Raw genomic sequence first — 25,807 nt, 5'->3', positions numbered from 1 at the left:
ATGGAATATAGTGAAAATTATTGGCCATTGAACTATACACAGCTCCGTTTAGCCATTGCTAATACTGTAGCTGACGATAAATCTGTCTTCAATGTCGGCGAATTCATCAGTTTCAATGACTGTATTAGTCTGGAAAGACTAGAACAGGCCATTATGACTATTCACAGTTTTAATGATGGTTTTTCTTTACGTTATCGTCTTTCTGAACAAAACATTTTTCAAGATCGAGGATCTGCACCGATTGAAATCATACGGATAGAACGGTCAGATTCAATGATAGAACAAGCAGCTAAAACTGATTTTAAAAAGAGATCAACTGAACCACTGGACATCGAAAATGGCGTTACAATCAGACATTATCTTTATTTTAATGATATTGGATGCTATTTTTGGGGAATCGTTGCTCATCATATTGCTACAGATTATTGGGGAATTGGACAATTAATTCATGATGTTCTATCCTGCTATGAAGAAACCCTATCCCCCCCAATATTAGAATCTGTTTTTACCTATCACGCTTACCTTAATGATGTTAAATATAAGGCAAGCATATATTATACCAACGACAAAAACTATTGGGATAATTATCTTAACCAACTTCCCATATTAGAAGATTATGCACGTAAACGTTTATTTCCTTCCAAAGCGATTAAAGTTAGCCGACCACTCACCACCAATAACGGTAGTTTCACTTTTAATGATAAGTTGATGATGATATTGGCTTTATGCTTACAAATGACCAAACAGGGCCACTCATCAACAAGTATTATCAATTTACCTTTCTCCAATAGACGAGGCAAAGGAGAATACCGTTATTATCGCCCGGCTATGAACACTTTGCCTCTTATGGTTTCTTTATCTCCAGGGGCAACGATAAAACAAATCCTTATAGAAATGCAATCTCAGATCAGCCTGCATAGCAAACATAGTCGTATTGATATAAATGATTTAAACGATGGTGCGATAAGTCGAGCGGATCAATTAACTTCTGCGCCCTATGTTAACCTGTTACATGAGCTTGAACATGGTTTCATGAAAAATAACCGCGCTACTCGCGGCTGTATGATTTCCGGAGCAGTAAATAATTATGGCATTAATATCCGATTCTCCTCTGATGGAAAACCGGCATTAGTTGAATTGGATGCAGGGAGCCGCCTGTATAGTGTTTCTACCGCACATGCTTTGATTGATGAATATTTACATATCTATAACACTATGACGATAAATATCAATGAAACTATCGAAACATATTGGAAAAAATATAAATCGATAGAAACAGATGACAATATTACATCAGGCATATGGGCTATAGAAAATATTATCATTAATCACCCTATCAAAGAGAACATTATTTCCAAAATAGCGAAAATAGCCGAGACATCTCCAGATAAGAAAGCAGTAATTTGTGGAAGTCAGCCCATAATAAACGCTGCACATTACCTTAATTACCGTGAGCTTTACTGTAAGCTATTAAATCTCAGCCAACTGCTATTATCTTATCCGATGCAAAACCAAAGGGTAGCAGTATTATTACCAAGGGGAATGGAATCCTTATTATCCATATTAGCAATCCATGCTGCTGGGTTATGCTTTGTTCCAATCAACATGACATTCGGACGAGAAGAAATCAGTAGTATATTACGTGGGCTAGATATCTCTTTCTTGATAACTACACAGAATTACCATGATAAAGTGGATGGCATTAATCATACTCATATTTTCTTTATTGAGGATATAGATATTCTGCCCGCTAGAATATCTCTGGAACATAACATAAAACGCCCTGCGACCAAAGAAGACGAAGCCTACATCTTTTTTACATCAGGAACCACTGGCGTACCAAAAGCGGTACCGATAACTTTCAAGGGACTTTATGCTTATTTGGCCGCAATGACAGATAAGTATGGCATTAAACAGGATGATGTTATTCTTAATTTCAGCACGCCGGTTTTCGATGCTTATATTGAAGAAGTGTTCGGATGTTTTTATCAGGGAGCTACTCTGACAATTGCTAGCGATCAAATGATCGCTGAGCTTGATACACTGTTTTCATTTTGTCATGCTCAATCGGTCACTATAATTAATTTCCCTACGAATTACTGGCATCAAATTGTCTTTTTCCTACACGCAGCCATTAAAGAATTGTCGCCTTCAATCAGAATGGCAATTATCGGTGGTGATTTAGCAATGGATAAAGCTATCCACCATTGGTTAGAAAAAGTAGGCTGTGGAATATCTCTAATTAACTCTTATGGCCCAACAGAATGTTGTGTTGTGGCTAGCTGCCATAAAATAGATGATGAATTTCACCCCGGAAATATCATTGGTAAAGCATTGGCAAATACCTCTATCGTCATTCGGGAATATGGAACTGATAAAATCATCAACGGTAGCAGTGGAGAAATATGCATCCGTGGCGATTCTATATGTACTGGATATATTAACGATGACGAATCAACTTCATGTAAATTCTTACAGTTGAACGATGGAAAAATCTATTATTTAACCGGGGATCGTGGGTTTTACGATGTCCTGGGAAATTTAAATTTCGTGGGTCGATTGGATAAAGAGCGAAAAATTGATGGAAAACGTGTCGATCTGGAAGAAATGCATAAATTACTTGCAGCCGCTTTTGATATTGATGAAATTTATTTAACGCTAAAAGAAAGTGAAACTGGGTACCAGTATATTAATATATTTATACCTCATGATGTATACCCGATAGATCGCCACGAAATAGTCTCCTTCCTGCGCGGATGTTATCCAAAATTGCAGGTACCTTTTATTGTCGAATTAAGCTCATCCGATCAATCTGTTCCAGAGACAGATTTAAGTAAAAGAAATAATATGTCACAAATTGAAGGAGAAAAACGCGAAATATTTTTTACATTATGGCGAGAAGTCTTTGGCGACAGCGACAAAATAGTTAATGAGGATACCGATTTCTTTGACGCAGGCGGTACCTCACTTAAAGCATTGTTGCTAATTAATAAGATCCAACAACATTTTGATTGTACTATCCGGCTGGAAGATTTCTATCAGTCCCCCAGATTAGGTTATTTATTGCAATCCGTCATTCAACAGGGACAAATGCCGGTTTTAACCAATAAAAATAACACTTGCCTGACAGAACAGCACGACCAATATTATTGGATAATTGACACTATTTCTAACCGTTCAGGGGCACACAATATCCCGTTATATTATCATCTTGTCGGTAATATCGATTTAAAGAAATTACATTGCGCTTTGCTGTATACCATGCAATGTTTCCCTGCCCTCTGCCAGAAAGTAACAATGGCAGAAGGGCAACTCTCTTTATCCTTTTTACCTATTACCGAAGAAGATTTACCCTTCGAATATATCGACCTGACTCATACTACAGGTATCAATATTGAGATTGCATTACGCAAGATATTAAATGATCTGGCCTTCAAACCAATGTCATTACAGGAAAATCCACCGGTATGTTTTAAGTTGCTGAAAGTGGCGGAGAATGAATATTACCTTTTGTTAAATTTCCACCATGCATTTTGTGATGGAATGTCAATTGCTCATGTGTTGCAAAAATTATCTTCAATTTATGCCGATAATATACCGAATATAGAAGCCGTTACGGAAACAAAAGTTGCGGTAATTAATCCACATATGTCAGATGAAACATTAAATTTTTGGACCGAAAAACTGTTCAACGTGCTTTCTATCACCGGACAACATCATTCTGTACCAGAGGCTAATCTTCGGGTTCGTGGTCGACGTTACTCGATGACATTGTCCCCTCAATTAATTGCGACATTGTCTTCTGTACAGAAAAAACATGCAGTGACTCTGGAACATATCGTGATTGGGGCATTTTTAATGACCATCAAATCATTACTCAATAAAGACGAGCTAATAATGGGCATCCCTTGCGCCAACCGTGTTCCTCCTGTGCCATTTGATAGCGTCGGAAGCTTTGCAACAACCTTGCTATTGCCCTATGCTACCACTGAAACTTCGCTAATTAACGTATCCAAGTATGTCCGTGATTTCCTGATAGACGCGAATGCACATTCCAATATTTCGCTGGCGTACTTGAAACAACATCTTTACCACTACCACGGTATGCAGCTACCAGAAATCGCTTATTATTTCTCTTCTCAAATCGGATTCTCCACCAGTTTGTATCTTGGTGAAACCCGTTGCACAAAGGAAAAAGTCAAGGGGCTTAAACCTAAAGGGGATATCGCGCTCGAGTTGGTAAACACCCCAACCGGATTGGGTCTGGAATGGCTCTACGACGATGATATTTTCTCTGAAAATATTATTAGCGACATGGGACTATTTTTGATTGATTTATTGGATTGCATGGGTACTCAGCATTACCTGACACCTGGCGACATGAAACTATAGCAAATACTAAGACGGATACTGATTGTGCTGATCAAAAAAAAGAAATGGGCAATTATCACTATCGTTATGATCATTTTTATCGCCGTGGTTTATTACACATTCAACCGGAAAGAAACACCTGCTGTGATGGCAGAGCAAATCATCACAGGAACGTTAGGGGATGTTATTTCTACGGTAGGTGCAGCCGGTGTTATACAACCGACTAGCCAGGTTAACGTTGGTAGTCAAATCTCTGGCCAGTTAATCAAGTTATACGTTGAAGTCGGGGATATCGTCGAAGCAGGTAAGCGGGTTGCCAGCATTGATGATACTTTTTATCGTACTAAAGTTGAGGCAAGCCGCGCGCGATTGGAAAAATTGCGGGCCATATTGAAGGAAGAACAATACACCTACCAGTTCCTGGTCATTACCGAAAAACGCCAAAGACAGCTTAGTCTACACTCTGCAACCAGCCAACAATTACTGGATGAGGCGACTTTCGGCGTAAAGAAAAGTCTGGCAAGAATTGAAAACCTTAAAGCAGATATCAGACAAAATGAACATATTTTACATAGCGAAGAAGTCAGCCTCAGTTATACCCAAATCTATGCACCTATCGCCGGCGTAGTGACTGCAATCTATGTTGATCCAGGTCAAACCCTCAATGTTAATCAACAGACACCTGTTCTCATGCAAATTGCCGATCTCAAGAATATGACCGTTTATGCAAAAGTTTCTGAGGCAGATATTAACCAAATCGTGACCGGGCAAAAAGCTTCCTTCAAGATCTATAGTGCAAATCAGCATATATGGCACGGTAATGTTAAGAAGATCATGTATAAACCTGACCTAATTAATAATGCAGTTTATTATACAGTGCTGTTTGATGTGATTAATGACAATTTCCTGCTAAAACCTAGCATGAGTGCTGATGTCACTATTGTGACACATGAAAGTACTGCGGTAGTGACCATACCCAATGACGTACTGAATAACAAACGACATCAACCTGTAAATGATAATCTAACCGCCTATTTTTTACGTGAGATGAAAGATGGAAATATCGTAATAAGGAAATTGATTGTCGGTCATAACGATGGAATACACTCAGTTGTTGTCAGCGGATTGCAGAATAATGAACAGATCGTTGTACTTTCCAAACAAGATAATCTTGGTGGTAAAGATGATAACCCTAAATAATATCTGCAAGATCTACGGCAATGAGAACAAAAAGCATTTTGTGCTGAAAGATATTTGTTTAACTATCGATCCACATGACTACGTTGCTATTCTTGGTCGCTCTGGCTCAGGGAAAAGTACTTTATTGAATATAATCGGGCTTTTGGATACCGCCAGTACGGGAAAATATCTTATTAATGACCTGGAAATGACGCAGAAAAAGACTCACTCATTGGCGCTTTTGCGGCGGAAATATTTTGGTTTTGTCTTTCAGAACTACAACCTGCTCGATCATTACCGGATTGATGAAAATATCTTAATGCCGATGTACTACTTAAAAAGAGATTTCAATTACGACAGAAAGTACTTCAATTACTTAATAGAACGCCTCCAACTTAATAATTTATTGGATAAATACCCGCGTCATCTTTCTGGCGGAGAACAGCAGCGCGTTGCTGTAGCCCGTGCATTAATCAATAATCCGAAGTTTATTATTGCCGATGAACCTACCGGCGCATTAGATACCGCTAATGCGACCAATCTGATGCAGCTTTTTACTGAATTACATGATAATGGATGTGGCATCATTCTCGTGACACACGATCAAACTGTTGCTGGATACGCAAAGCGTAAGTTGTGCCTGGATAACGGTTCTTTGGTGACACAATGGGCATAATGAAAATACCCCTAAAGCTTGACATTTATTCTACTGTTATCCTATTTAACCTCAGGATGGCAACACGCTCCCTCGCGGCACATAAGACACGAGTTTTCTTAACTTTGTTATGCATTGCCATCGGAGTCGCTTCAATTGTGATTATGCAGGCTATCGGGATGGCAACCAAGGATCACATTGTCAAAGCTGTTTCCTCAATGGGAAGTAACATCATCTCAGTAAAATACAAAGGACAAGAAAACGGTGCTTTCGATTCCCATAATAATTATCTGACCCAAAAAGATATCACGTCACTTTCAGGTAATCCGCATATTAGCCACAGCACCCTTTTTTCCACCGCTTCAGGAACGATAGTTTCTCCACAAGGCACGACTAATGCTCAATTGCTCGGTGCTAATGCGGATATAGCGATTATCCGTAATCTGGTCATTGAACACGGGCGTTTTTATACACCAGAAGAAGATGATACTCTGGCAAACGTCGTCGTTTTAGGGGTTTCCCTAGCCGAACGACTATTTCCCCATAAAGAAGCCGCATTTGAACAGAATATTAAAATTAACGACATCTCTATGCGAGTCATCGGCATCCTGGCGCAGAAAGGTGAAGGCATGGATGCGGGAGTTGATAACACTGTATTTTTACCAAGAAATAGCTTTCTGGTGAGGCTATTCGGTAATACACCTCCCAGCGGTATTGTGTTGAAAGCCAAGGACGCTACTCATGTCGAACCGGTTAAGCGCGCTGTTGAAGAACGGTTATCACAGTTTAAACGTCAGCAAAGCTATGAGATACGTAATACCACGGAATTGTTGAAAACGTTGAATGAAACTCAGACAAAAATTAACCTTTTCCTGCTATCAATATCATCAGTAACGCTCTTTGTTGCGGGAGTTAGTGTGATGAATACTATTTTGATCAGTGTCAGAGAGCGCAGAAGAGAAATTGGTATACGACTTGCGGTAGGAGCAAGTTATTCCGATATTTTTTATCAATTTCTTACCGAAGCATTTTTGATTTCATTATTGGGAGCACTATTAGGATTATTATTATCATTTATCGGTTTCAAGGTCTTATCGCTATTTGATATTGCCGTTGGCTTCTCATTTTATTCATTTTTATTGGCTTCCCTCTCGGCATGTTTCATTACGGTGGTGTTTGGTGTATATCCATCACATCGTGCAGCAGCATCCACACCGATCGACGGGATCAGGGAATTGTAGCCTATTTTTTAATACAACTTTGGAGGCACGATGAAAAATCAACTTTTATATGAAATTTTACTCCGGGAAATCAAAGCCCTTCACTCAGAAGCAGAAACCATTCCAGCAGACGAGAATCTTTTTGATATTGGTTTCGATTCGATAAAAATGTTGATGCTGGTTGATCGGCTAAAATATGCTGGTTATCCAGTCAACTTTGCGGATTTGGTCCGGTGGCCGACAATAAATGACTGGATCAATCTGATCGCAAAAGACTAACTGAGCTACCTTTCGTTTCATAATGAGCGAAGGATAAGCCATGTGGCAAGATCAGTAATCAGCTGCCCCGGGATTTGGTTTGGTTGCAAATAATCCTCTCCGCTGGTGCATCCTGTCGTAGGCAATAAAATATGATTCAACCCGGTATAAAGTTTGAACTCCGCATCTTTATTGCTGTGCAGTGCAGTTTTCCACATTGTAAAGTCAATATCATACGGAACTTGAAAATCCTGATCTCCTTGAGCCAAGAATAAAGGTATTGAGGGCAAATTTTTTAAGCAAGTAAATGCATGGTAGTCCTCAAGCTGTTTGAGATAGCTTTCCGGTACTGCCAGCAAGTTCGCAAGAGATGTCGTCTCTTTCTCTTTGCCACTGGATAATTGGGATAAAATCACCTGGAGTAAATGACGAAAGGGCGTCGCCAGCATTGCAATGCCCGCAACATCTAGACCCGATTTTTGCCGTAAATTTTTTGCAATCAACGGGCTAACATATCCGCCAAAACTGTGCCCAACAAGGAATACCGGCACATTGTGGAATTCAGCATGTTCCATCAAACCAGTTAAAATATGACACGCATCATCAACAACTTCTGCATCGAGATCGATGGACTCTGGATCAGTATTTCCCTGCCAATAACGGTAATAGCGTTTGTCAAACCGCACACTGGCGATACCGTATTGGCTTAATTCATGTGCCAACATACGAAACAGTGGATTAGGGCCAATATCATAATCCATTGAATGCGGACCAGAACCCGCAAGCAATAATACCAATGCTTTAACATTAGGTGATGGCAGACATACCAAACCATCAGGAAGCGCTTCAAGGCCAAACTCCCTTAGCGTTTTTTCAGTGAAGATGCCTGGTTTTTCATACACATCGGGTATCGGGCATGGAGCCAGCGTAAGCGCGTCAATCTGCTGATCTTTAAGCCCAATATAAAGGTTAAATTTTCCATTGAGGGTACTTAGCCGTAAATGGCAAGCGTTTTGCTGCTGGAAAATAATATCGATATCTGAGTTATACAAACTATCTGCCAGTACGGTTAATGTCGCGTCATCAGCCGCTATGCGCAACGGCTCACTCATCAACGCCCTAACCGCTTCCCACTGCTCGTCAAGCAAAGCAGTTATTAATACGGCTATTTCCTCATCCAACGCGGTAATTAATCTCTTAACAAGCATGCCATTTCTCAAATAATGGTGATTTGCTTTTTTATATCAATTTTTGCTCAATCATCCCAGTCTTTGGTGTTTTTGATATGAAAAGTCCGATATGAAGTTATGCAGATTAAATTTAGTAATTGTGATAACAGTTATCTGACTCCGGCGAAACGAATTCTAAGCACAACTTTTCACTTGTGGATAATCAGCAATTTTTACCATAACAACCTCTCCTTTCATATTTCAGTATAGCTGAATGAACCTTCAACTCAGCCACATTGCAAGTGCCTACATTCTTTATACATTGAAACTCACCAGGCTAAAGTCAGGTGATTCTTGTCGTCATTGGCAATCGCATGGCAATATACCCGTTATCTTTCAAGTTGCCTCTTGGTTGGCTGTACTCTCTCACCCCGGTCACAGAATTATCTATGACATAGTTATCTATGCTCCCGGGGATTCGCTCCCTTGCCGTCGCGATCCATCTTGAAATCCATTGGGTATATACAATTGCTTTAGTCTTACATTGCCTCTGACAAGCGTTTAACGTATCGGTATTCCCTACCGCCACAAGCACATCATTAAGCTAGAAATATCCCTCACGCAGTACAACTTATTTTCCAGGGATCACGCCAACTCCCTCCGCCGTTGAACAGTAACAATATGGTCAGCTTTAGCGAGAAAGTCAGCATTGCATGAAACAACAATCCACAGACCGGGCCAGCGCTCAGGTAAAGTGGACCACAAGTGACGAGCCGTAGCCGCATCTAATGATGAATCACAGTTATCAACAACATAAACATCAGCTGGACGGCATAACATTCGAGCCAATGCCAAACGCTGACGCTGGCCACCAGATAGTTGCCGGGCGCTACCAGAATTAATGACAGTATCAAGCCCTTCTGGCAACTCATATGAACCGGGGGTCAACCCTACCGCCTCCAAAGCCTGCACCATGACATCATCATCAATATCCGTATCGCCCAATGCGAGATTTTGTCTTACTGTTCCACCAAAAAAACCCGCTTTCTGTCTGGCATAACCGATACGTGGATTCCGCCACCAGTTTTCATTCCCCAGAACCTCTCTGTTATTCCAAAGCACACTGCCAGAACTGGACTTTTCCAGACCGATCAAATAACGCAAAAAGGTGGTTTTACCCGCTCCCATCTCACCAACGATTCCAACGACCTGATTAGTTGTCGCTTCAAATGAAACAGGAAGCTGAGTATTTGAATACGCAAGATGATTAACACTAAGCTTATAGAGGACCTCACCTTGCTCATATTCTTTTGTTTCTTTTTTATCTGCCAATAGCTGTTTGATACGCTCATAACACACATCAGCATTTTTATAATTAGCAATAGACCGACCAAAGAAAAATATCTGTTCACTGATCCAGCCGATATAAGTCAGAAATAACGCCAGGTTACCCACGGTAAAACTGCCATCAACGATTCGTTTACTCACTATCAATAAAACAGCTGACGTTCCGATTATGACAATATTTTTAAACAGGCCAGAAAGAAGGTCAGTAAATACCTGATGTTTGGCTTGAATAGCCCGCCGACTAACAAATTTCTGCGACAACCTCTCAATCTGACCTTCAATTTTGTTGCTAAGGCGCAGATCACGTATTCCCGTTAAAACATCAGTAATCTGACCAGCGATATCTCCCTGTGATTGACGTTTGCTCTCTTGTAAATTACCTACTTTGCGTTTAAGTATCGCGCCAACCCAGAGACCTACAATCATCGGCATAAGAGCCAGCGTGGTTATTGGATCAGTGTTGATAAGCACAACTAATGCGATCATTAAAAGTAATGCCCGGTAGATAAAATCAGAGGTCCAACTCAAGAATTCCGCAATTTCATCACTGTCATCACGAATGCGATTCAAAATATCGCCTTGTGAAAAAGCGTGCCTTTGATTGTGAGAACAATGACTCACTCCGCGCAAAACCCTCTCCTTCAAATAAGCACTTACTTTAAATATCAACGTAAAGTCCAAGCTTAATCCCATGAAGAGAATTAGCGATCGCAAAACCATTACAGCAATCGCAGAGGCAAGCAACCACCAGACTGTAGGGTTAGTCGGTTCATTTATTGCACTATCCAGTAATTTACTGATTAAGTAACCAACCAATAAAGGAAAACCGTGCATAAGCGTCCAGACAAACATCGTGATGAAATAGATAGGTGCAAATCTTTTCACCAGATCAATCAATGCCGGTAACATCTTAGGTTTAGTTGATACACGGGATATAGTCATACAATAAGTCCATGATTGCTGGTTGACATTGCGATTTCTGTTTCTGGAATTCGCTGTTTAATCCGCCCATCATCAATAATGATGATTTCATCAACGGCTGAAAGTGTATGAAGACGGTGTGCGACCATCACTACGGTGCGATTGCGGCTTAATTTTTCAAGTAGTTTCAACCAACTCTCTTCAGTCTGAGGATCGAGTTGAGATGTTCCTTCATCAATAATCACCAACGAGCAATGCCGTAACATCACCCTGGCTCCCGCTATCATTTGAATTTCCCCTTCTGACATTATCCGGCCATTAGCCCCGACCGGTGTATCAAGACCATCTGGTAATGCTTTGGCCCATTCAAGTGCATCTAATTCTTGCAGAACATCCCAAATATGATTGTCAGATATTTCATGACTGAATAGCGTTAAATTTTCCCGCAGTGTTGCGGAAAATAAATGAGAACGCTGACTAAGGACGGCAACCTTTTTCGCAAATTCTTCAGGTCTGATTGTTGAAACATCAATATTTCCAATTGTCACCCTTCCCGAATCAGGTTGTGCAAATCCACACATCAAATTAAGAATGGTACTTTTCCCCGCTCCCGTTCTACCAATGATGCCAATTTTACTCCCTGGAGCGACGTAAAAATTAACGCTATGCAAAACCTGTGTATCTTCCCCACCATAACTGAAATCAACATTATCGAAATGGATAGAAAGAGGCCCATCAGGCAATAAATTATCCGCTGATTTATCTGAAGCCCCTTCATTTAAAGTTTTAGCCGCAAGTAATAAAGCAGCAAATAACTTCTGTAATAGCTCTATTTCTGATGACATGTCTTCCACGGGTTCCCGAAGTTTGTCAACATAGAGATAAACCATTGTTAATGTCCCGATACTGATACTGTCCTGACCAAGTAACTGAAGCCCGAAACCAAAACCGATACCAAAACATAATGCAAAAAAGAGCTGAGTAATTGGCCAGAAAGCCCTACCGCCGATATAAGCACTGCGTTCAATTTTGAGCAATGTTGACAACATCTTACGAAATGCAACAGAAGGCCAATGAGCCTGTGACAATGGTTGCAAATCATCCATTGCATGCAGTGAATCACCGATAAAACCAAAGATCTTCGCTTTCTCAGTTCGCGCAATTAGCCAGCGACGAACAGCAAGTCTGGTCAATTGAGTCAGTACATATGCCACCAATATAATAACCACAGCCATGGCAATACCTGCCTGGGGCATGACATTGAATATAATGATCAATGTACCGAGTGCCAGAGCTGAATTACCAATGGCCTTGAAGCCAGCTTTAGAAATCGTTTTCCCTATAATGTCAGCGTTTCCTTCGACACTTTCCAACAGCTCTCCCTGCGATCTTCTCTCTATTTCCAATACGGGTAAAACCGTCATCACATGATGAAAGAGTTTGTATCTAATAGTATCTGCGATACCCCAACCAGCCTTGGTGCTCATGTAACTGGTGACCAGACTACCGATGACACCAATCGAGGCGATGAAAAGATAAATTATTGCCAACATAATAAGCTGATCAGCAGTGGTTCCTGACGTCGCCCTATCGACGTAATTCCTTATAATATAGGGGCCACCCAGATCGCATAATAATGTGAAGGTTAAGGCCAGAAAAGCACACATAACCGTTCCCTTAAACGGTATGGCACTACGTAACAGTATCTGCCATGCGGTTAAATTCTTTGACATAATGTTTTCCATCTTTGGGTTATATCACCTCAGTAAAATTAGGGATGTTATTCGTAACATCAATATATGGATATGCAGCTAGTGCCGCCCTTAATTAATAACAAATCGGTCACAACAGTAACATCTTGTTTGCATTTGGAAAAATGCAATTATCTCAAAATATTCACGTTTATCACTACATGATTGAGATCTTTATAAACGCTATCACAAGAAAATAGCCAGAAAATAAAATTTATACCCTTCATCTTTCAAGCTGCTGCTTTGTTGGCTGCGTTTACTTACCCCAGTCACATAGTTATCTATGCTCCTGGGGATGCGTTCACTTGCCGCCGCACTGCAACTTGAAATCTATTGGGTATATATCTCATTTTATATTGTCAATACCTTTTAAGGGTTACTCCATATCCCAAGGGGGCCGCAAGTATATTGTCAATAGATAACATATTCCAGACAATGCGTCATAAGCGAATAAAAAACCAACAGAAAACCCAATAAATTATCATGGTGTTTACAAATTCACAACAATACAATTGTATTTCTGGTTAATTTTGGTTGTTCTCTGTATTTTCTAAACTTTAACCATTTATTACTAATAAAATGAAAAATTACCCTTATTGAATTAATATCCAATTAATTAAAATAAGCTAAATAAATATAAGTTAATTTATATCAGCTATAATCCTATCCAATAATATTAATTACTAAAAACAAAGTGAGAAATTATAACCAGCATCACTTTATGCTAATAAAAAGGGCCTTTCGGCCCAGGTAATCGTTTGCGTAATTAGTCTAAAATAACACCGATACGATGTGCTACCTCTTCATACGCTTCAATCAGACCACCAAGACTTTGGCGAAAACGGTCTTTATCCATTTTATCCAATGTCTCTTTATCCCATAAACGGCTTCCATCCGGAGAGAATTCATCCCCCAGAACCACTTGCCCTTTAAATAAACCAAACTCAAGTTTAAAATCAACCAGAAGTAAACCCGCATCATCAAACAATTTGCTCAAGACTTCATTAGCCCTATAACTCAGTTTTTTCATTTCAGCCAAGTGTTCTTTACTGACCCAACCAAAAGTTTCGCAATAGGATTCATTCACCATTGGATCGTGCATGGCGTCATTTTTGAGAAACAGATCGAACAGAGGTGGATTCAATACCAAACCTTCTTCAATACCAAGGCGTCTGACTAACGAACCAGCAGCCCGGTTTCGGATAACACATTCAACTGGCACCATATCCAGCTTTTTGACCAACACTTCCGTGTCCGATAACAGACGTTCCATTTGCGTCGGAATACCCGCTTCTTCCAGTTTGCTCATGATGAAATGGTTGAATTTATTATTCACCATTCCTTTACGCTCAAACTGTTCAATCCGTTCGCCATCCAATGCTGATGTATCATTACGGAACTCCAACACGAGTAAATCAGGATCATCAGTGGTGTACACCGTTTTTGCCTTTCCACGATACAGCTCAGCTTTTTTTTGCATCTTATTACACTCCAAGATATCACTACGAAAAATAATTGTCCGAAATAGCTATAACTATAAATAGTAAAGGGGCTTTACGCCCCTTTACTTACATTTAAAACTATAATCCTGCCGTCTGGCTGAAAGCTGCTATCAACACTGCAACCAACTCATCATTTTGTACTTGAGTTAACGGTTTACCTTTATCACTAATAAACTGTAAGCTGCTTCGGTTATTCAAATCACCAACTTGTAATTTATAATCCCCTTCGCTAATGGAAGGCTCATTAACACCCATTGATTTCCAATCAGATGTACTAAGACCTTTATAGTTCACAGTGACAGAACCCGTAGAACGGCTGCGGCTACCTACTTGCATTCCCACTTTTTCCAGTGCTGCCGGTAGCCGGTCCCAAAGGATATTATATGGTGCCCGAACAATTATCTGTGGCAACCCAGAAGTATCACCACCACTCTGTACATCCAATGGCCCGAAATTGCGTGCAGTAGTGTTATCACTAATACGTTCACGTTGCTGGTTCACGCCTTCAATCAGCTGATTAAGCATCAGTGCGTTATAACGCTGGATTTCAATAGGATCAGTTATCTGTTGACCCGCTTGTCTCAATCCTTCGTTAACAACTGATAATTCAATCTGATAGCTCTGGCGGGCAAGACTGATACGGTAACGCGTTTGATATGGAACATTTTCATCTGCACGTTGCCATTCAATCCAATCCGTTGTCAGTGTTTGATTGGCATCATCACGCTGGCTAACTTTGTAACCTTTTTTCTGCATAACATGATTAATCTGCGACCACAGATTGCTGTTCTCAGGGGTATTTTCAAGTAGCAACTTACTGTTTTTTGCACTGTTTTCAGTACGAGAACCACTCAACAAAGTCAATGCCTGAGATGGCGGGCGAATATCAAGTTCTTTCCCAACCAGCCCCTTAGAGATCGTTGGTGGAATATCATATTCACCATTCTGTAATGGCAATATCATACCCGCAGGAATATTCAGTGCTTTCAGAGGAGGCGTATCAAGATACGCATCATTACCATTGACCTCACGCTTATAACTTTGGTCGCTGGAACACGCTGCCAGTAACATTGCCAATGACATACCAGCAACCTTCATGACCTTTGATTTTTGCAACAATATTGCCATTAAAATTCCCTAAATTTTACAGTAATCCGGCCGTTCTCAATGCCTTTTCGACTGAGACTTTTCCTGCCTCTGTCAATGGCGTCATCGGCAGACGCATAGTGTCATCAGCAATCAGACCTAATTTGTGACATCCCCACTTAACCGGAATTGGGTTAGGTTCAACAAATAGCTGACAGTGTAAATCCATCAGGCGGTTATTCAGCTTACGCGCTTCTGTAAACTGACCACTCAATGCCAATTCACAAAGCCTGGCAATTTCAGGAGCTGCAATATTTGCAGTAACAGAAATTACTCCCTTGCCTCCAAGCTGGATAAAATCCAACCCACTTGCGTCATCACCGCTCAATAAGATGAAACTATCATCATTAACCAACTCTTGGATTTGACTAACGCGATTTAAGTTCCCTGTAGCTTCTTTAATTGCGACAATATTTTTGATCTTCGCCAAACGAGCTACAGTTGATGGCAGTAAATCACATCCCGTACGAGAAGGCACATTATACAGAATTTGCGGCAAATCAGTATTTTCAGCAATAGTTTTAAAATGCTGATATAAACCTTCTTGTGAAGGCTTATTATAATAGGGTGTTACCGTCAGGCAACCAGCAACACCACTATTTTCAAAACGCTTCGTCAGGGATATCGCTTCAGCAGTCGCATTCGCACCTGTTCCAGCAATGACCGGAATACGTCCGTCAGCCAATTCTATGGTTGTCAAAACAACATCACCGTGTTCATCGTGACTCAATGTAGCCGATTCTCCAGTTGTTCCTACCGAAACAATCGCCGATGTACCACTGGCAACATGGTAATCGACTAACTTTTTCAAACTAGCCTTATCAACATGACCATTAGCATCCATTGGTGTCACCAATGCAACAATACTGCCTGTGAATTTAAAACTCCCACTAGACATTACATAACCCCCTATACAAACAAGAGTTCCATGGTACTTTCTAGTCATACAGAAGGAAACTATTTAACGTCGGATTTCAATGAATTTTGTTAATACCAGAGAACCTTTGTTAAAGAGAAGTGATAAGCGAAGTAATTTGTTGAAATTCAAAGATAGGGAATAGTTGGGTAATGAGAGCAATCGAACAACTTTGATACAATTGACCTTGGCAGTATAGGCTTTTTGTGTTTACCTTAAATAAACTACAGCAGAGAAGGAAAAGTGACTTTGCCACAATCAGAACAACATTTTTTAGTTATAACCGCTTTAGGTGCTGACCGCCCTGGCATCGTCAACACGATTACTCGTCTTGTGAGTGAATGTGGTTGTAACATTGAAGACAGCCGCTTAGCGATGTTTGGTGAGGAGTTCACCTTCATTATGCTACTTTCCGGCAGTTGGAATGCAATCACCATGATTGAATCAACGCTGCCACAGAAAGGGGCCGAACTCGATCTTCTTATCGTCATGAAGCGTACAAAGTGTGATACTCATACAACATTTCCTTCCACGGTTTTCGTCAAGGTTGATGTTGATGATTCACCCGGCATTGTTGAACAGTTTACCAATTTGTTTACCACCCAAGATTTTAATATTGCTGAACTGGTATCAAAAACACAACCACGAGAAGGTAATATCCCCGCCCGATTACAAATCCAAATTACTGCTCACAGCCTGTTAGATGATGATGGCATAATTATTAAGCAAGCGTTTAATAAGCTATGTACAGATCTCAATGCACAAGGCAGTATTAGTATTCTTGAACCACTTTAGTAGAAAGATTAAACGGAGAATACGTGATGAACCCATTGAAAGCCGGTGATAAGGCCCCCCTGTTTAGCCTTCCTGACCAAGATGGAGAAACAATCAATTTGTCTGATTTCGAAGGTCAGCGTGTTTTAGTTTATTTTTATCCTAAAGCAATGACTCCCGGCTGTACTGTACAAGCTTGTGGTCTACGCGATGAAATGGATACATTAAAGGCATCTGGTGTTGAAGTGCTGGGTATTAGCACTGATCATCCAAGTAAACTGTCACGCTTTGTGGAGAAAGAAATGCTGAACTTCACATTACTGTCTGACGAAGATCATCAAGTCGCTGAACAGTTTGGTGTCTGGGGCAAAAAACAGTTTATGGGGAAAACCTATGATGGTATGCACCGTATCAGTTTTCTGATTGATACCACAGGTAATATTGAACACGTTTTTGATAAATTTAAAACCAGTGATCACCACCAAATCGTGGCGGATTATCTGAAACAACATTCTTAAGAAAATGGCAAGAATTCAATCATATTTATCTAATATTACCCAATAGATTTCAAGAGGCAACTTGAAAGATAACAGGTATAGATAAATATATTCGAGGCAGGTACGGGAGGATTCCCCCCGTACTTCCCTAATGGTAGAATTAACATCAATCAATGAGAATAAATATAAAGACAATTTTCAATATCGAAAGAAAACCTAGTCTTTCATCTCAGCATCTTCTGTTATCACTATCTCTTCCGGCCATGCATGAATAACCGCTTTGATCAGTGTCGCCAGTGGAATAGCAAAAAATATGCCCCAAAATCCCCATAAGCCACCAAAAGTAATTACAGAAAGAATAATAACCAGAGGATGTAGATTTACTGCTTCAGAGAACAAAATCGGTACCAGTAAATTACCATCCAATCCCTGAACAATTAGATAAGCAATAATCAATGTCCAGAAATCTGTCCCTACCCCCCACTGAAACAAAGCAACCAATACGACTGGAATCGTGACAATCAACGCTCCAACATAAGGAATTAATACTGACAACCCGACCAAGACAGAAAGTAGTAATGAATACTCCAATCCAAGAAATGCAAATACAGCGTAGGTACAGATACCGACAATGACCATCTCAGTGACTTTACCTCGGATATAGTTAGTGATTTGCTGATTCATCTCACGCCATACCTGCCCGGCCAAAATGCGGTTACGCGGCAGAACTCGTTGTAACGCTTGCAGCATCTGATTTTTATCTTTCAGCAAGAAGAATGCCATCAACGGTACAAGTATCAGATAGATAGCCAGTGTCAGTAAACCAATCAATGAAGCTACTGAAAACTTCACCACGGACTCTCCAGCAGTTGAAATCTTACTACGCAAATTCTCCGCCATCATATCAATGATGCCGGCATCAACCAAAACCGGATAACGTGTCGGTAATGTCTGAGCATATTCATTAAAACGGTTAAGCATATTAGGTATATCTGACAATAGATTAAGCCCTTGTTGCCACGCAGTGGGGGCCACAATCAGAATGACCAGAGCACTGATCCCAGAAAAAATAATCAGCACAATACAAACAGCAACTGTTCGTGAACATCCCAATTTTTCAAGCATAGAAGTTGGCCATTCCAACAAATAGGCAAGAACAATCGCTACCAATAATGGTGCTAAAATGCCATGCAAAAAATAAATAATACAAAACCCAACCACAAGAATGACAAATAACGCAATAACTTGTGGATCAGTAAACCGACGGCGATACCACTGTATAATCATGTCCAGCATTGACCAGGCTCCTTAATAGCAGTATTCGGAATTTCTATTTTTCTTAAAAATTGTACTAATTGGTTAATTTTAAGGTACCCTTGTTCATCATACACGCATTATCTAAAAACTATGGCCAAATGAGATCATTTTTGTTTTATGAAAATAATGTCTAATAAATCTTTGGCAGCAATACTCGTCAGTACACTATTGCTAACAAGTTCCCCTGTTCCCAGTGCCTCTATTGAAGATTCGTTACCGGATATAGGTACCACCGCAGGTTCAATCCTGAGTATTAATCAGGAACTGGCAATGGGAGATTTTTACGCCCGCCAGATGCGGGCTAACGCCCCACTAATTTATGACCCATTATTAACTCAATATATCAATACTCTTGGGCGAAAATTGGTAGCCCATGCAGATTCAGTTAAAACGCCTTTTCATTTCTATCTGGTCGATAACCCAAAGATCAACGCTTATGCTTTCTTCGGCGGGAACATCGTCCTCCATGCTGCACTTTTCCGTTATAGTCGTGATGAAAGTGAACTTGCATCCGTTATAGCTCACGAAATTTCTCATGTCACACAACGCCATCTGGCTCGAATGATGGAAGATCAGCAGCGTACAGCGCCGCTGGCTTGGGCAGGTGCATTGGGTTCCATCCTCTTACTCATGGCTAACCCACAAGCAGGAATGGCCGCACTCAGCGGTACTATTGCCGGTGTACAGCAAGGGATGATCAGCTTCACCCAATCCAATGAACAAGAAGCTGACCGGATTGGTATGCAGACGCTCCGCAAAGCCGGTTTTGATCCTAAAGGTATGCCAGATTTTATGCAGCTTCTTGCAGATCAGACCCGCTACAGCTCTAAACCACCAGAAATGTTGCTAACTCACCCATTACCTGACAGCCGTCTTGCTGATGCCCGTAACCGCGCTAACCAGTATCCAGCAAAGCATGTTCCACAATCTCAAGATTTTCTATTCGCTAAAGTCCGTATTATGGGAATGTACACTACGGAGCAACGTAGCTACCTAGAGCAAGTTTTGGAAAATTATCGTAAAGGTACAGCTCAAGAGCAACTTGCCGCAACTTATGGTAAAGCCATCTTGCTTTCTCAAGATAAAAAATATGCTGAAGCCCGGGCTATTCTGGAACCATTACTCGCAAAACAACCAGATAATATCTGGTTTATCGATGTGATGACCGATATCGATCTTGAGCAAAACCGGACTGCTCAAGCCATCACTCGGTTACAAAACGCCTTACAGAAACAAAAAGATAATTTGGTATTACAGATTAATTTGGCAAATGCGCTTATTCGCGCAAAGCAATATCAACAAGCTGAAAAACTGCTTTACCACTATACGTTCAATAATCCCGATGATCTAAATGGTTGGCGCCTGATGGCTGAAACCGCCGCCCAACAAGGCAAACGCTATGAAGAATTATCAGCTTACGCTGAAGAAATGGCGCTTCGTGGTCAATTTGACAACGCGATTAAATACCTCAGTAATGCCAGTTCACTGGTAAAATTAGGCAGTTACGATCAGGCACGTTATGATGCCCGTATCGATCAGTTACGCCAGCTACAACAGCGTTACAGTCAATACAAACGTTAAGGAACTCTCATGCAACAGGTGACCATTTATCACAACCCACGCTGCTCCAAAAGCCGTGAAACGTTGGCTCTTATTGAAGAACAGGGAATTAACCCACAGATTATTCTCTATCTAGAGGTACCGCCAACTGTGGAGCAATTATCTGCTTTGTTAGAACAGCTTGGTTTTAATGATGCTCGCCAGTTGATGCGGACTAAAGAAGATTTATACAAAGAATTAAATCTGGCCGATGAACAACTCACTCAGAATGATTTGCTGAAAATAATGGTGGCAAATCCTAAACTGATTGAACGCCCTATTGTTGTTTGTGGTGATAAAGCCAAACTAGGGCGCCCGCCGGAACAAGTAAAAGAAATTCTCGGCTAATCGGACAAATGTGATGATGGTGAAATCACCATCATCTTTAAAGGTGCAAGATATCCTTCACAAACGGAATCGTCAGCTTACGCTGAGCAACTATCGAAGCATGATCTAACTGGTTCAATGTCATAAACAGAGTTCGCATTTCTCTATCCAATCTTTTCAGTAAGAAACGCCCCACATCTTCTGGCAATTCAAAACCGCGTAACTTTGCCCGCAGTTGCAAAGCTTGTAATTTCTCATCATCGGAAAGCGGTTGTAACTTATAAATTTGTCCCCAATCCAGACGGGAAGCCAAATCAGGTAACATAAGATCAATCTGGCGAGGTGGACGATCTCCACTGATCAGCAGACAAGTGCGACCAATCTCCAGAATACGATTATAAAGATTAAAAATCGCCATTTCCCATTCTTCATCACCCGCAATACATTCAATATTATCGATACAAACCAGTGATAAATGTTCCATGCCATCAAGTACTTCTGGGATAAAATAAGCACGTTTATCCAGAGGAACATAGCCCACAGCTTCATCTTTTAAGGACAATTCAGCGCACGCGGCATGCAATAAGTGACTTCGTCCCCCACTTTCACGGGACCAGAAATAAATATAGCTGCCATGCTGCTGACTAATGGCCAATTTGATTGCAGCTAACAGGGTAGCGTTCTCCCCCGGAAAAAAACTGGCAAAAGTTTCGTCATCGGGAAGATATAAAGGTAATGAAAGCTGCGACGGTGTGTTCAGAAGCGCCTCAAACAGAGCTGGTAACAAACGCAAATAAGTTTATCACAGAAAATAGTTGTAAATGAACTGTATAGGTAAATAATAAAAAAACTATTTTTAAGATTCAACAAGTTAAATCCGTTTCAGAAGCAAAATCCTCTAATAAAACACAACATTTCACTATAAATAGCTCATATACAGAACAATCTACAAACGTCTGTGAAATATCTCGAATGCTAAGAATGACAGAAAACAGGAACGGTTTAAATTTTGAGCTTGATACTATTTCAAATAAAAAACCAGATAACAGGTTGTCTAGTTCCTGAAAAATCAGTGTAGTCGCTATTATGCTATCTGCATACAGATGAAGATCACATTTTACTCCCATCTGTCAACATATTCTTATCAATATGCGAATAAAATCCCAGCGAATTTAACATAAGTTGCTAGTCTTATAAAAAGTGATAGTGCATCCATTGACTACTATCCCATTAGAAACGACATAATAACGAGAGGCCAAGCTATGAAAAAAATCCTACTGTGTTGTGCTGCCGGTATGTCCACCAGCATGTTGGTACAACGTATGCAGGCAGAAGTGACAAAACGAGCATTGGACATTGAGATCAAAGCAGTACCCACCTTTGAGTTAGAACATCTAATAACCGATGCCGACGTTGTTTTACTTGGTCCGCAGGTAAGATACCAACTAGCCCATTTCGCCGCTATCGCCAAACCACTTGGCAAGCCAATAGACGTTATTGACATGATGGATTACGGCGCTCTTCGTGGTGACAAAGTTCTCGATAAGGCATTAAGCCTATTGGAATAATCAATTTCATCATCCCGACGGAGTGCCCTATGAGCCTCTATACTTCTTTCATGCACATTGTAGAAAGTCATATTGCGCCCCTTGCCGGTCGAATCGGCAGCCAACGGCATATTATTGCGATACGTGACGGCTTTATCTCGGCTATGCCGTTTTTGATCATCGGCAGTATTATGTTAATTGTGGCAAATCCTCCATTCGATCCACAGACTTCATCATCATTCGGCCAGGTTTGGTTATCCTTTACCAGAACCCACTGGGAAACTATCACCATGCCTTACTTTATGACGATGGGACTCATGAGCGTATTCGTTTCGGTCGGCACGGCTTACAGCTTAGCTAAATCCTACGGTATGGACGGATTAACTTCTGCTTTACTATCACTAATGGCATTTCTGCTAGCAGCCGCACCACAGGTAGAAAACAAAATAGCACTCGACTTTCTCGGTGGCTCAGGCGTGTTTACTTCGTTGATTTGCGCTGTCTGGTCCGTTGAACTGACGCGTTTATTAAAGAAATATAACATCACTATCCATATGCCAGCACAAGTACCACCAGCAATTGCCCGCTCTTTTGAACTTCTATACCCAGTTATAGGTATACTATTGACGGTTTATCCTGTCAGTCTGCTATTGCAAAGTGAATTCAATCTGCTTATTCCTGCCGCTATAATGCAAGTATTTCAACCTCTCATTTCCGTTGGTGATACTCTGCCTGCCATTATGCTAGCACTGCTGATTGCTAATCTGCTGTGGTTTGCCGGTATCCACGGTGACAACATTGTCGTTGGCCTGCTAAGTCCTATCTTTATGGCAAATATCGCCACTAATGCGGCATTAATGGCTCAAGGGGTTGCTGCAACACAAATTCTCACCAATCCTTACTGGGCATTTTATGTGTGTATCGGTGGCTCCGGCTCTACGCTAGTTCTGGCTATTCTTTATCTACGCAGTCGTTCTATACACTTGCGTACTATCGGAAAGTTGAGTGTGGTTCCTGCCATATTCAATATTAACGAGCCGCTGTTATTTGGTTCACCGATTGTTATGAATCCAAGCTTATTAATTCCACTACTGATTGTGCCGTTGGTCAATACCGTATTGTCCTACAGCGCTCTGCATCTCGATCTGGTACAAAAAATGGTCGCTATTTCTCCCTGGACTACACCTGCTCCACTTGGTGCACTAATTTCTACCGCCTGGGATTACCGTGCGGTAGTACTGGTTATCGTGCTAATAACAATCGATCTGCTTATCTGGTATCCCTTCTTTAAAATTTATGAAAAACAATTGATTAACGAAGAGTACAAACAGCAAGGAAGCGATACATCCACCAACACAGGAACTCCGTCTCAGCAATAATCTTCGGAGGATTTATACATGGATTTAGAACAAACTATTATAGAGCTATTAGTCCATGCCGGGAGTGCACGCAGTAATGCATTGATGGCATTACAACATGCCAGAAACGGCGACTTTCAGGCCGCACAAGCGCTGATGGTTGAATCCCAACAGGCAATCAGGAAGGCTCATACCATTCAGACCACCTTAATCGGGCAGGATGAAGGCTGCAATAAACTACCTGTCAATCTGATTACCATACATGCACAAGATCATTTAATGAACGCTATGGTTATTCAAGATCTTGCCGGCGACATGATTGAACTCTACCGCAGGATACCGTTGGAGAAAAATATATGAAACAGATAAAAATAGCCGTTATTGGCGGCGGTAGCAGCTACACCCCTGAATTAGTTGAAGGGCTTATTCAGCGCTACAAAAGTATTCCATTATCTGAATTGGCGTTAGTTGACATTGACAGCGGAAAACAGAAAGTAGAAATCATCGCTGCACTTACCCGCCGCATGCTAGCCCGTCACGGCATGGAGCAAGTGACTGTCAGCGTACATTTCACACCAGATAATGCTATCCGGGGCGCCAATTTTATTTTGACTCAATTACGTGTCGGCCAGCTACCCGCACGAGTTGCGGACGAGCGTTTAGGGCTGAAATACGGTTTGATTGGTCAAGAGACTACAGGTGTAGGTGGATTTGCCAAGGCTTTGCGCACCATTCCAGTTTTACTGGATATCGCCCACAAAATTGAACAACTTGCGCCAGATGCATGGATGATTAATTTTACCAATCCAGCCGGGATCGTCACCGAAGCCATTTCCCGCCATAGTAAGGTAAAAATTATCGGCCTGTGTAATGTCCCCGTCACAATGCATCACATGATAGCCAATATGCTGCAACGCCCATATGAGGATGTACAACTACACTTTGCAGGGCTTAATCACATGGTCTGGGTACATCAGGTGTTAGTCTCAGGGAAGAATGAAACTCAGCGAGTGCTGGATATGCTATGTAATGGTGTAGCATTAACCATGAATAATATTAAAGAAGCGCCCTGGCCCCCACCATTACTCAGAGCATTAGGCGCGATCCCCTGCCCTTATCATCGTTACTTCTACCAAACCCGCAGCATGTTGCAGGAAGAGCGCGAAGCCGCAGCCAAACAGGGCACACGGGCTGAACAAGTCATGAAAGTGGAACGGGAACTGTTTGAATTATATGCTGGGCCAGAACTTGATCACAAACCAGAACAACTTAGTTTCCGCGGTGGCTCATTCTATTCCGAAGTTGCACTGGATCTGATTTGCGCTATTCATAACAATCTTGGTAGCCAATTGGTGGTCAATACCATTAACCATGGTGCTATTCAGGGTTTGCCAGACGATGCAGTTATTGAAACCAATTGTATCATTGATGCAGAAGGCGCCCATCCGCTGACATTTGGTCGCCTGCCCAACAGCATGCATTCTTTGACACAACAGATAAAAACCTACGAACGTTTAACGATTAAAGCAGCAGTTCATGGTGATCGTAACGCTGCACTATTGGCACTGATCACCAACCCACTGGTTGCCGATGCAGACATTGCTTCACCACTACTGGATGATGTATTAGCAATCAATCGTGATTATTTACCACAATTCCAATGAGTAATCTGAGTCTGGTTAATTAATTTAAGATCAGAACAGTCATAAAATTAAAGCGATATCCGTTATTTCTGACTAACAGATGTCGCTAGCTGATTTTTATAACCTCTTTTTTTGCGGCGCCGCACGCATTTATCTTTCACGGTGACTGCTCCCCGCCGTAAAGAGGGTGTCGCAAAAGACTGGCATTGAAAATAAACCCACAGAGATTGATTGCCTGTTATTGGGACTGACAACCCATAACAGGCTAAAAATAGCCCATAATATCAGGGCAACTGCCCTTGATAAGTTA

General features: G+C 41.1%; 21 protein-coding genes. 13 read left to right on the top strand and 8 right to left on the bottom strand.

Going from position 1 to position 25,807, the window contains the following annotated elements:
- From EAE89_RS10670 to EAE89_RS10650, 5 genes are read left to right on the top strand one after another with little or no spacing between them, the layout of a single operon-like run.
- Entirely contained in the window at window positions 1-4,392 is a 4,392-nt protein-coding gene (locus EAE89_RS10670) for an AMP-binding protein (RefSeq protein ID WP_214085789.1), read from the top strand.
- Between the two features lie 24 nt (window positions 4,393-4,416).
- On the top strand, window positions 4,417-5,571 hold the full coding sequence (locus EAE89_RS10665; RefSeq protein WP_054476247.1) for an efflux RND transporter periplasmic adaptor subunit: 1,155 nt from the start codon (window positions 4,417-4,419) through the stop codon (window positions 5,569-5,571).
- Complete coding sequence (locus tag EAE89_RS10660; protein ID WP_054476248.1) at window positions 5,555-6,226, top strand: ABC transporter ATP-binding protein; 672 nt, start codon at window positions 5,555-5,557, stop codon at window positions 6,224-6,226. Before EAE89_RS10665 ends, EAE89_RS10660 begins: the two co-directional genes overlap by 17 nt.
- Window positions 6,217-7,446 carry an ABC transporter permease gene (locus tag EAE89_RS10655; RefSeq protein WP_054476249.1) on the top strand — a complete coding sequence of 410 codons (1,230 nt, stop codon included), beginning with the start codon at window positions 6,217-6,219 and terminating at the stop codon, window positions 7,444-7,446. The genes EAE89_RS10660 and EAE89_RS10655 overlap by 10 nt, the downstream gene beginning before the upstream one ends.
- A 30-nt stretch (window positions 7,447-7,476) precedes the next feature.
- Window positions 7,477-7,704: a phosphopantetheine-binding protein gene (locus EAE89_RS10650; RefSeq protein WP_054476250.1), complete on the top strand. Its 228-nt coding sequence runs from the start codon at window positions 7,477-7,479 to the stop codon at window positions 7,702-7,704.
- A gap of 17 nt (window positions 7,705-7,721) precedes the next feature.
- Here the strand turns inward: EAE89_RS10650 and EAE89_RS10645 are convergent, their stop codons facing one another.
- The 6 genes from EAE89_RS10645 to dapA form a co-directional block, all read right to left on the bottom strand.
- Window positions 7,722-8,891, bottom strand: coding sequence for an alpha/beta hydrolase (locus EAE89_RS10645; protein WP_214085788.1), 1,170 nt, complete (start codon window positions 8,889-8,891; stop codon window positions 7,722-7,724).
- Window positions 8,892-9,497: 606 nt separating this feature from the next.
- Window positions 9,498-11,141, bottom strand: coding sequence for an ATP-binding cassette domain-containing protein (locus EAE89_RS10640; protein WP_214085787.1), 1,644 nt, complete (start codon window positions 11,139-11,141; stop codon window positions 9,498-9,500).
- Entirely contained in the window at window positions 11,138-12,853 is a 1,716-nt protein-coding gene (locus EAE89_RS10635; RefSeq protein ID WP_244866362.1) for an ABC transporter ATP-binding protein, read from the bottom strand. The genes EAE89_RS10640 and EAE89_RS10635 overlap by 4 nt, the downstream gene beginning before the upstream one ends.
- A 784-nt stretch (window positions 12,854-13,637) precedes the next feature.
- Window positions 13,638-14,351, bottom strand: a complete 714-nt coding sequence (gene purC / locus EAE89_RS10630) for a phosphoribosylaminoimidazolesuccinocarboxamide synthase (RefSeq protein ID WP_054476255.1) — start codon at window positions 14,349-14,351, stop codon at window positions 13,638-13,640.
- A gap of 100 nt (window positions 14,352-14,451) precedes the next feature.
- Window positions 14,452-15,501: an outer membrane protein assembly factor BamC gene (bamC, locus tag EAE89_RS10625; protein ID WP_054476257.1), complete on the bottom strand. Its 1,050-nt coding sequence runs from the start codon at window positions 15,499-15,501 to the stop codon at window positions 14,452-14,454.
- Between the two features lie 16 nt (window positions 15,502-15,517).
- The gene (gene dapA / locus EAE89_RS10620) at window positions 15,518-16,417 is read right to left on the bottom strand and encodes a 4-hydroxy-tetrahydrodipicolinate synthase (protein WP_054476259.1); all 900 of its coding nucleotides are present in this window, start codon (window positions 16,415-16,417) and stop codon (window positions 15,518-15,520) included.
- 267 nt (window positions 16,418-16,684) lie between these two features.
- On the opposite strand from dapA, the gene EAE89_RS10615 reads away from it, so the two are divergent.
- Window positions 16,685-17,230, top strand: a complete 546-nt coding sequence (locus EAE89_RS10615) for a glycine cleavage system transcriptional repressor (protein ID WP_054476261.1) — start codon at window positions 16,685-16,687, stop codon at window positions 17,228-17,230.
- Window positions 17,231-17,256: 26 nt separating this feature from the next.
- Entirely contained in the window at window positions 17,257-17,727 is a 471-nt protein-coding gene (gene bcp / locus EAE89_RS10610; RefSeq protein WP_054476263.1) for a thioredoxin-dependent thiol peroxidase, read from the top strand.
- A 195-nt stretch (window positions 17,728-17,922) separates the two neighbouring features.
- Here bcp and EAE89_RS10605 read toward each other — a convergent pair whose 3' ends face one another.
- Window positions 17,923-19,002 (bottom strand): AI-2E family transporter, encoded by a 1,080-nt coding sequence (locus EAE89_RS10605; RefSeq protein ID WP_054476265.1) that lies wholly within the window; start codon window positions 19,000-19,002, stop codon window positions 17,923-17,925.
- Window positions 19,003-19,140: 138 nt separating this feature from the next.
- On the opposite strand from EAE89_RS10605, the gene bepA reads away from it, so the two are divergent.
- Together bepA and arsC are read left to right on the top strand one after the other, a co-directional pair.
- Window positions 19,141-20,604: a beta-barrel assembly-enhancing protease gene (bepA, locus tag EAE89_RS10600; protein WP_054476266.1), complete on the top strand. Its 1,464-nt coding sequence runs from the start codon at window positions 19,141-19,143 to the stop codon at window positions 20,602-20,604.
- 9 nt (window positions 20,605-20,613) lie between these two features.
- Entirely contained in the window at window positions 20,614-20,970 is a 357-nt protein-coding gene (gene arsC / locus EAE89_RS10595) for an arsenate reductase (glutaredoxin) (protein WP_214085785.1), read from the top strand.
- Window positions 20,971-21,007: 37 nt separating this feature from the next.
- Here arsC and hda read toward each other — a convergent pair whose 3' ends face one another.
- Complete coding sequence (gene hda / locus EAE89_RS10590; RefSeq protein ID WP_054476297.1) at window positions 21,008-21,724, bottom strand: DnaA inactivator Hda; 717 nt, start codon at window positions 21,722-21,724, stop codon at window positions 21,008-21,010.
- 487 nt (window positions 21,725-22,211) lie between these two features.
- Here hda and EAE89_RS10585 point away from each other — a divergent pair, with 487 nt between their 5' ends.
- From EAE89_RS10585 to EAE89_RS10570, 4 genes are read left to right on the top strand one after another with little or no spacing between them, the layout of a single operon-like run.
- Window positions 22,212-22,517, top strand: a complete 306-nt coding sequence (locus EAE89_RS10585) for a PTS sugar transporter subunit IIB (RefSeq protein WP_214085784.1) — start codon at window positions 22,212-22,214, stop codon at window positions 22,515-22,517.
- Between the two features lie 29 nt (window positions 22,518-22,546).
- Complete coding sequence (locus tag EAE89_RS10580; RefSeq protein ID WP_054476270.1) at window positions 22,547-23,875, top strand: PTS sugar transporter subunit IIC; 1,329 nt, start codon at window positions 22,547-22,549, stop codon at window positions 23,873-23,875.
- A gap of 18 nt (window positions 23,876-23,893) precedes the next feature.
- Window positions 23,894-24,214, top strand: coding sequence for a PTS lactose/cellobiose transporter subunit IIA (locus EAE89_RS10575; protein ID WP_054476271.1), 321 nt, complete (start codon window positions 23,894-23,896; stop codon window positions 24,212-24,214).
- Complete coding sequence (locus EAE89_RS10570; RefSeq protein ID WP_054476273.1) at window positions 24,211-25,518, top strand: 6-phospho-beta-glucosidase; 1,308 nt, start codon at window positions 24,211-24,213, stop codon at window positions 25,516-25,518. The genes EAE89_RS10575 and EAE89_RS10570 overlap by 4 nt, the downstream gene beginning before the upstream one ends.
- The last annotated feature ends 289 nt before the right edge of the window (window positions 25,519-25,807 follow it).

This window comes from Photorhabdus heterorhabditis (genome assembly GCF_018448905.1).
Classification (GTDB): Bacteria; Pseudomonadota; Gammaproteobacteria; order Enterobacterales; family Enterobacteriaceae; genus Photorhabdus; species Photorhabdus heterorhabditis.
The sequence above is the reverse complement of the archived record's forward strand: the minus strand, read 5'-3'. Positions and strand labels throughout refer to the sequence as shown.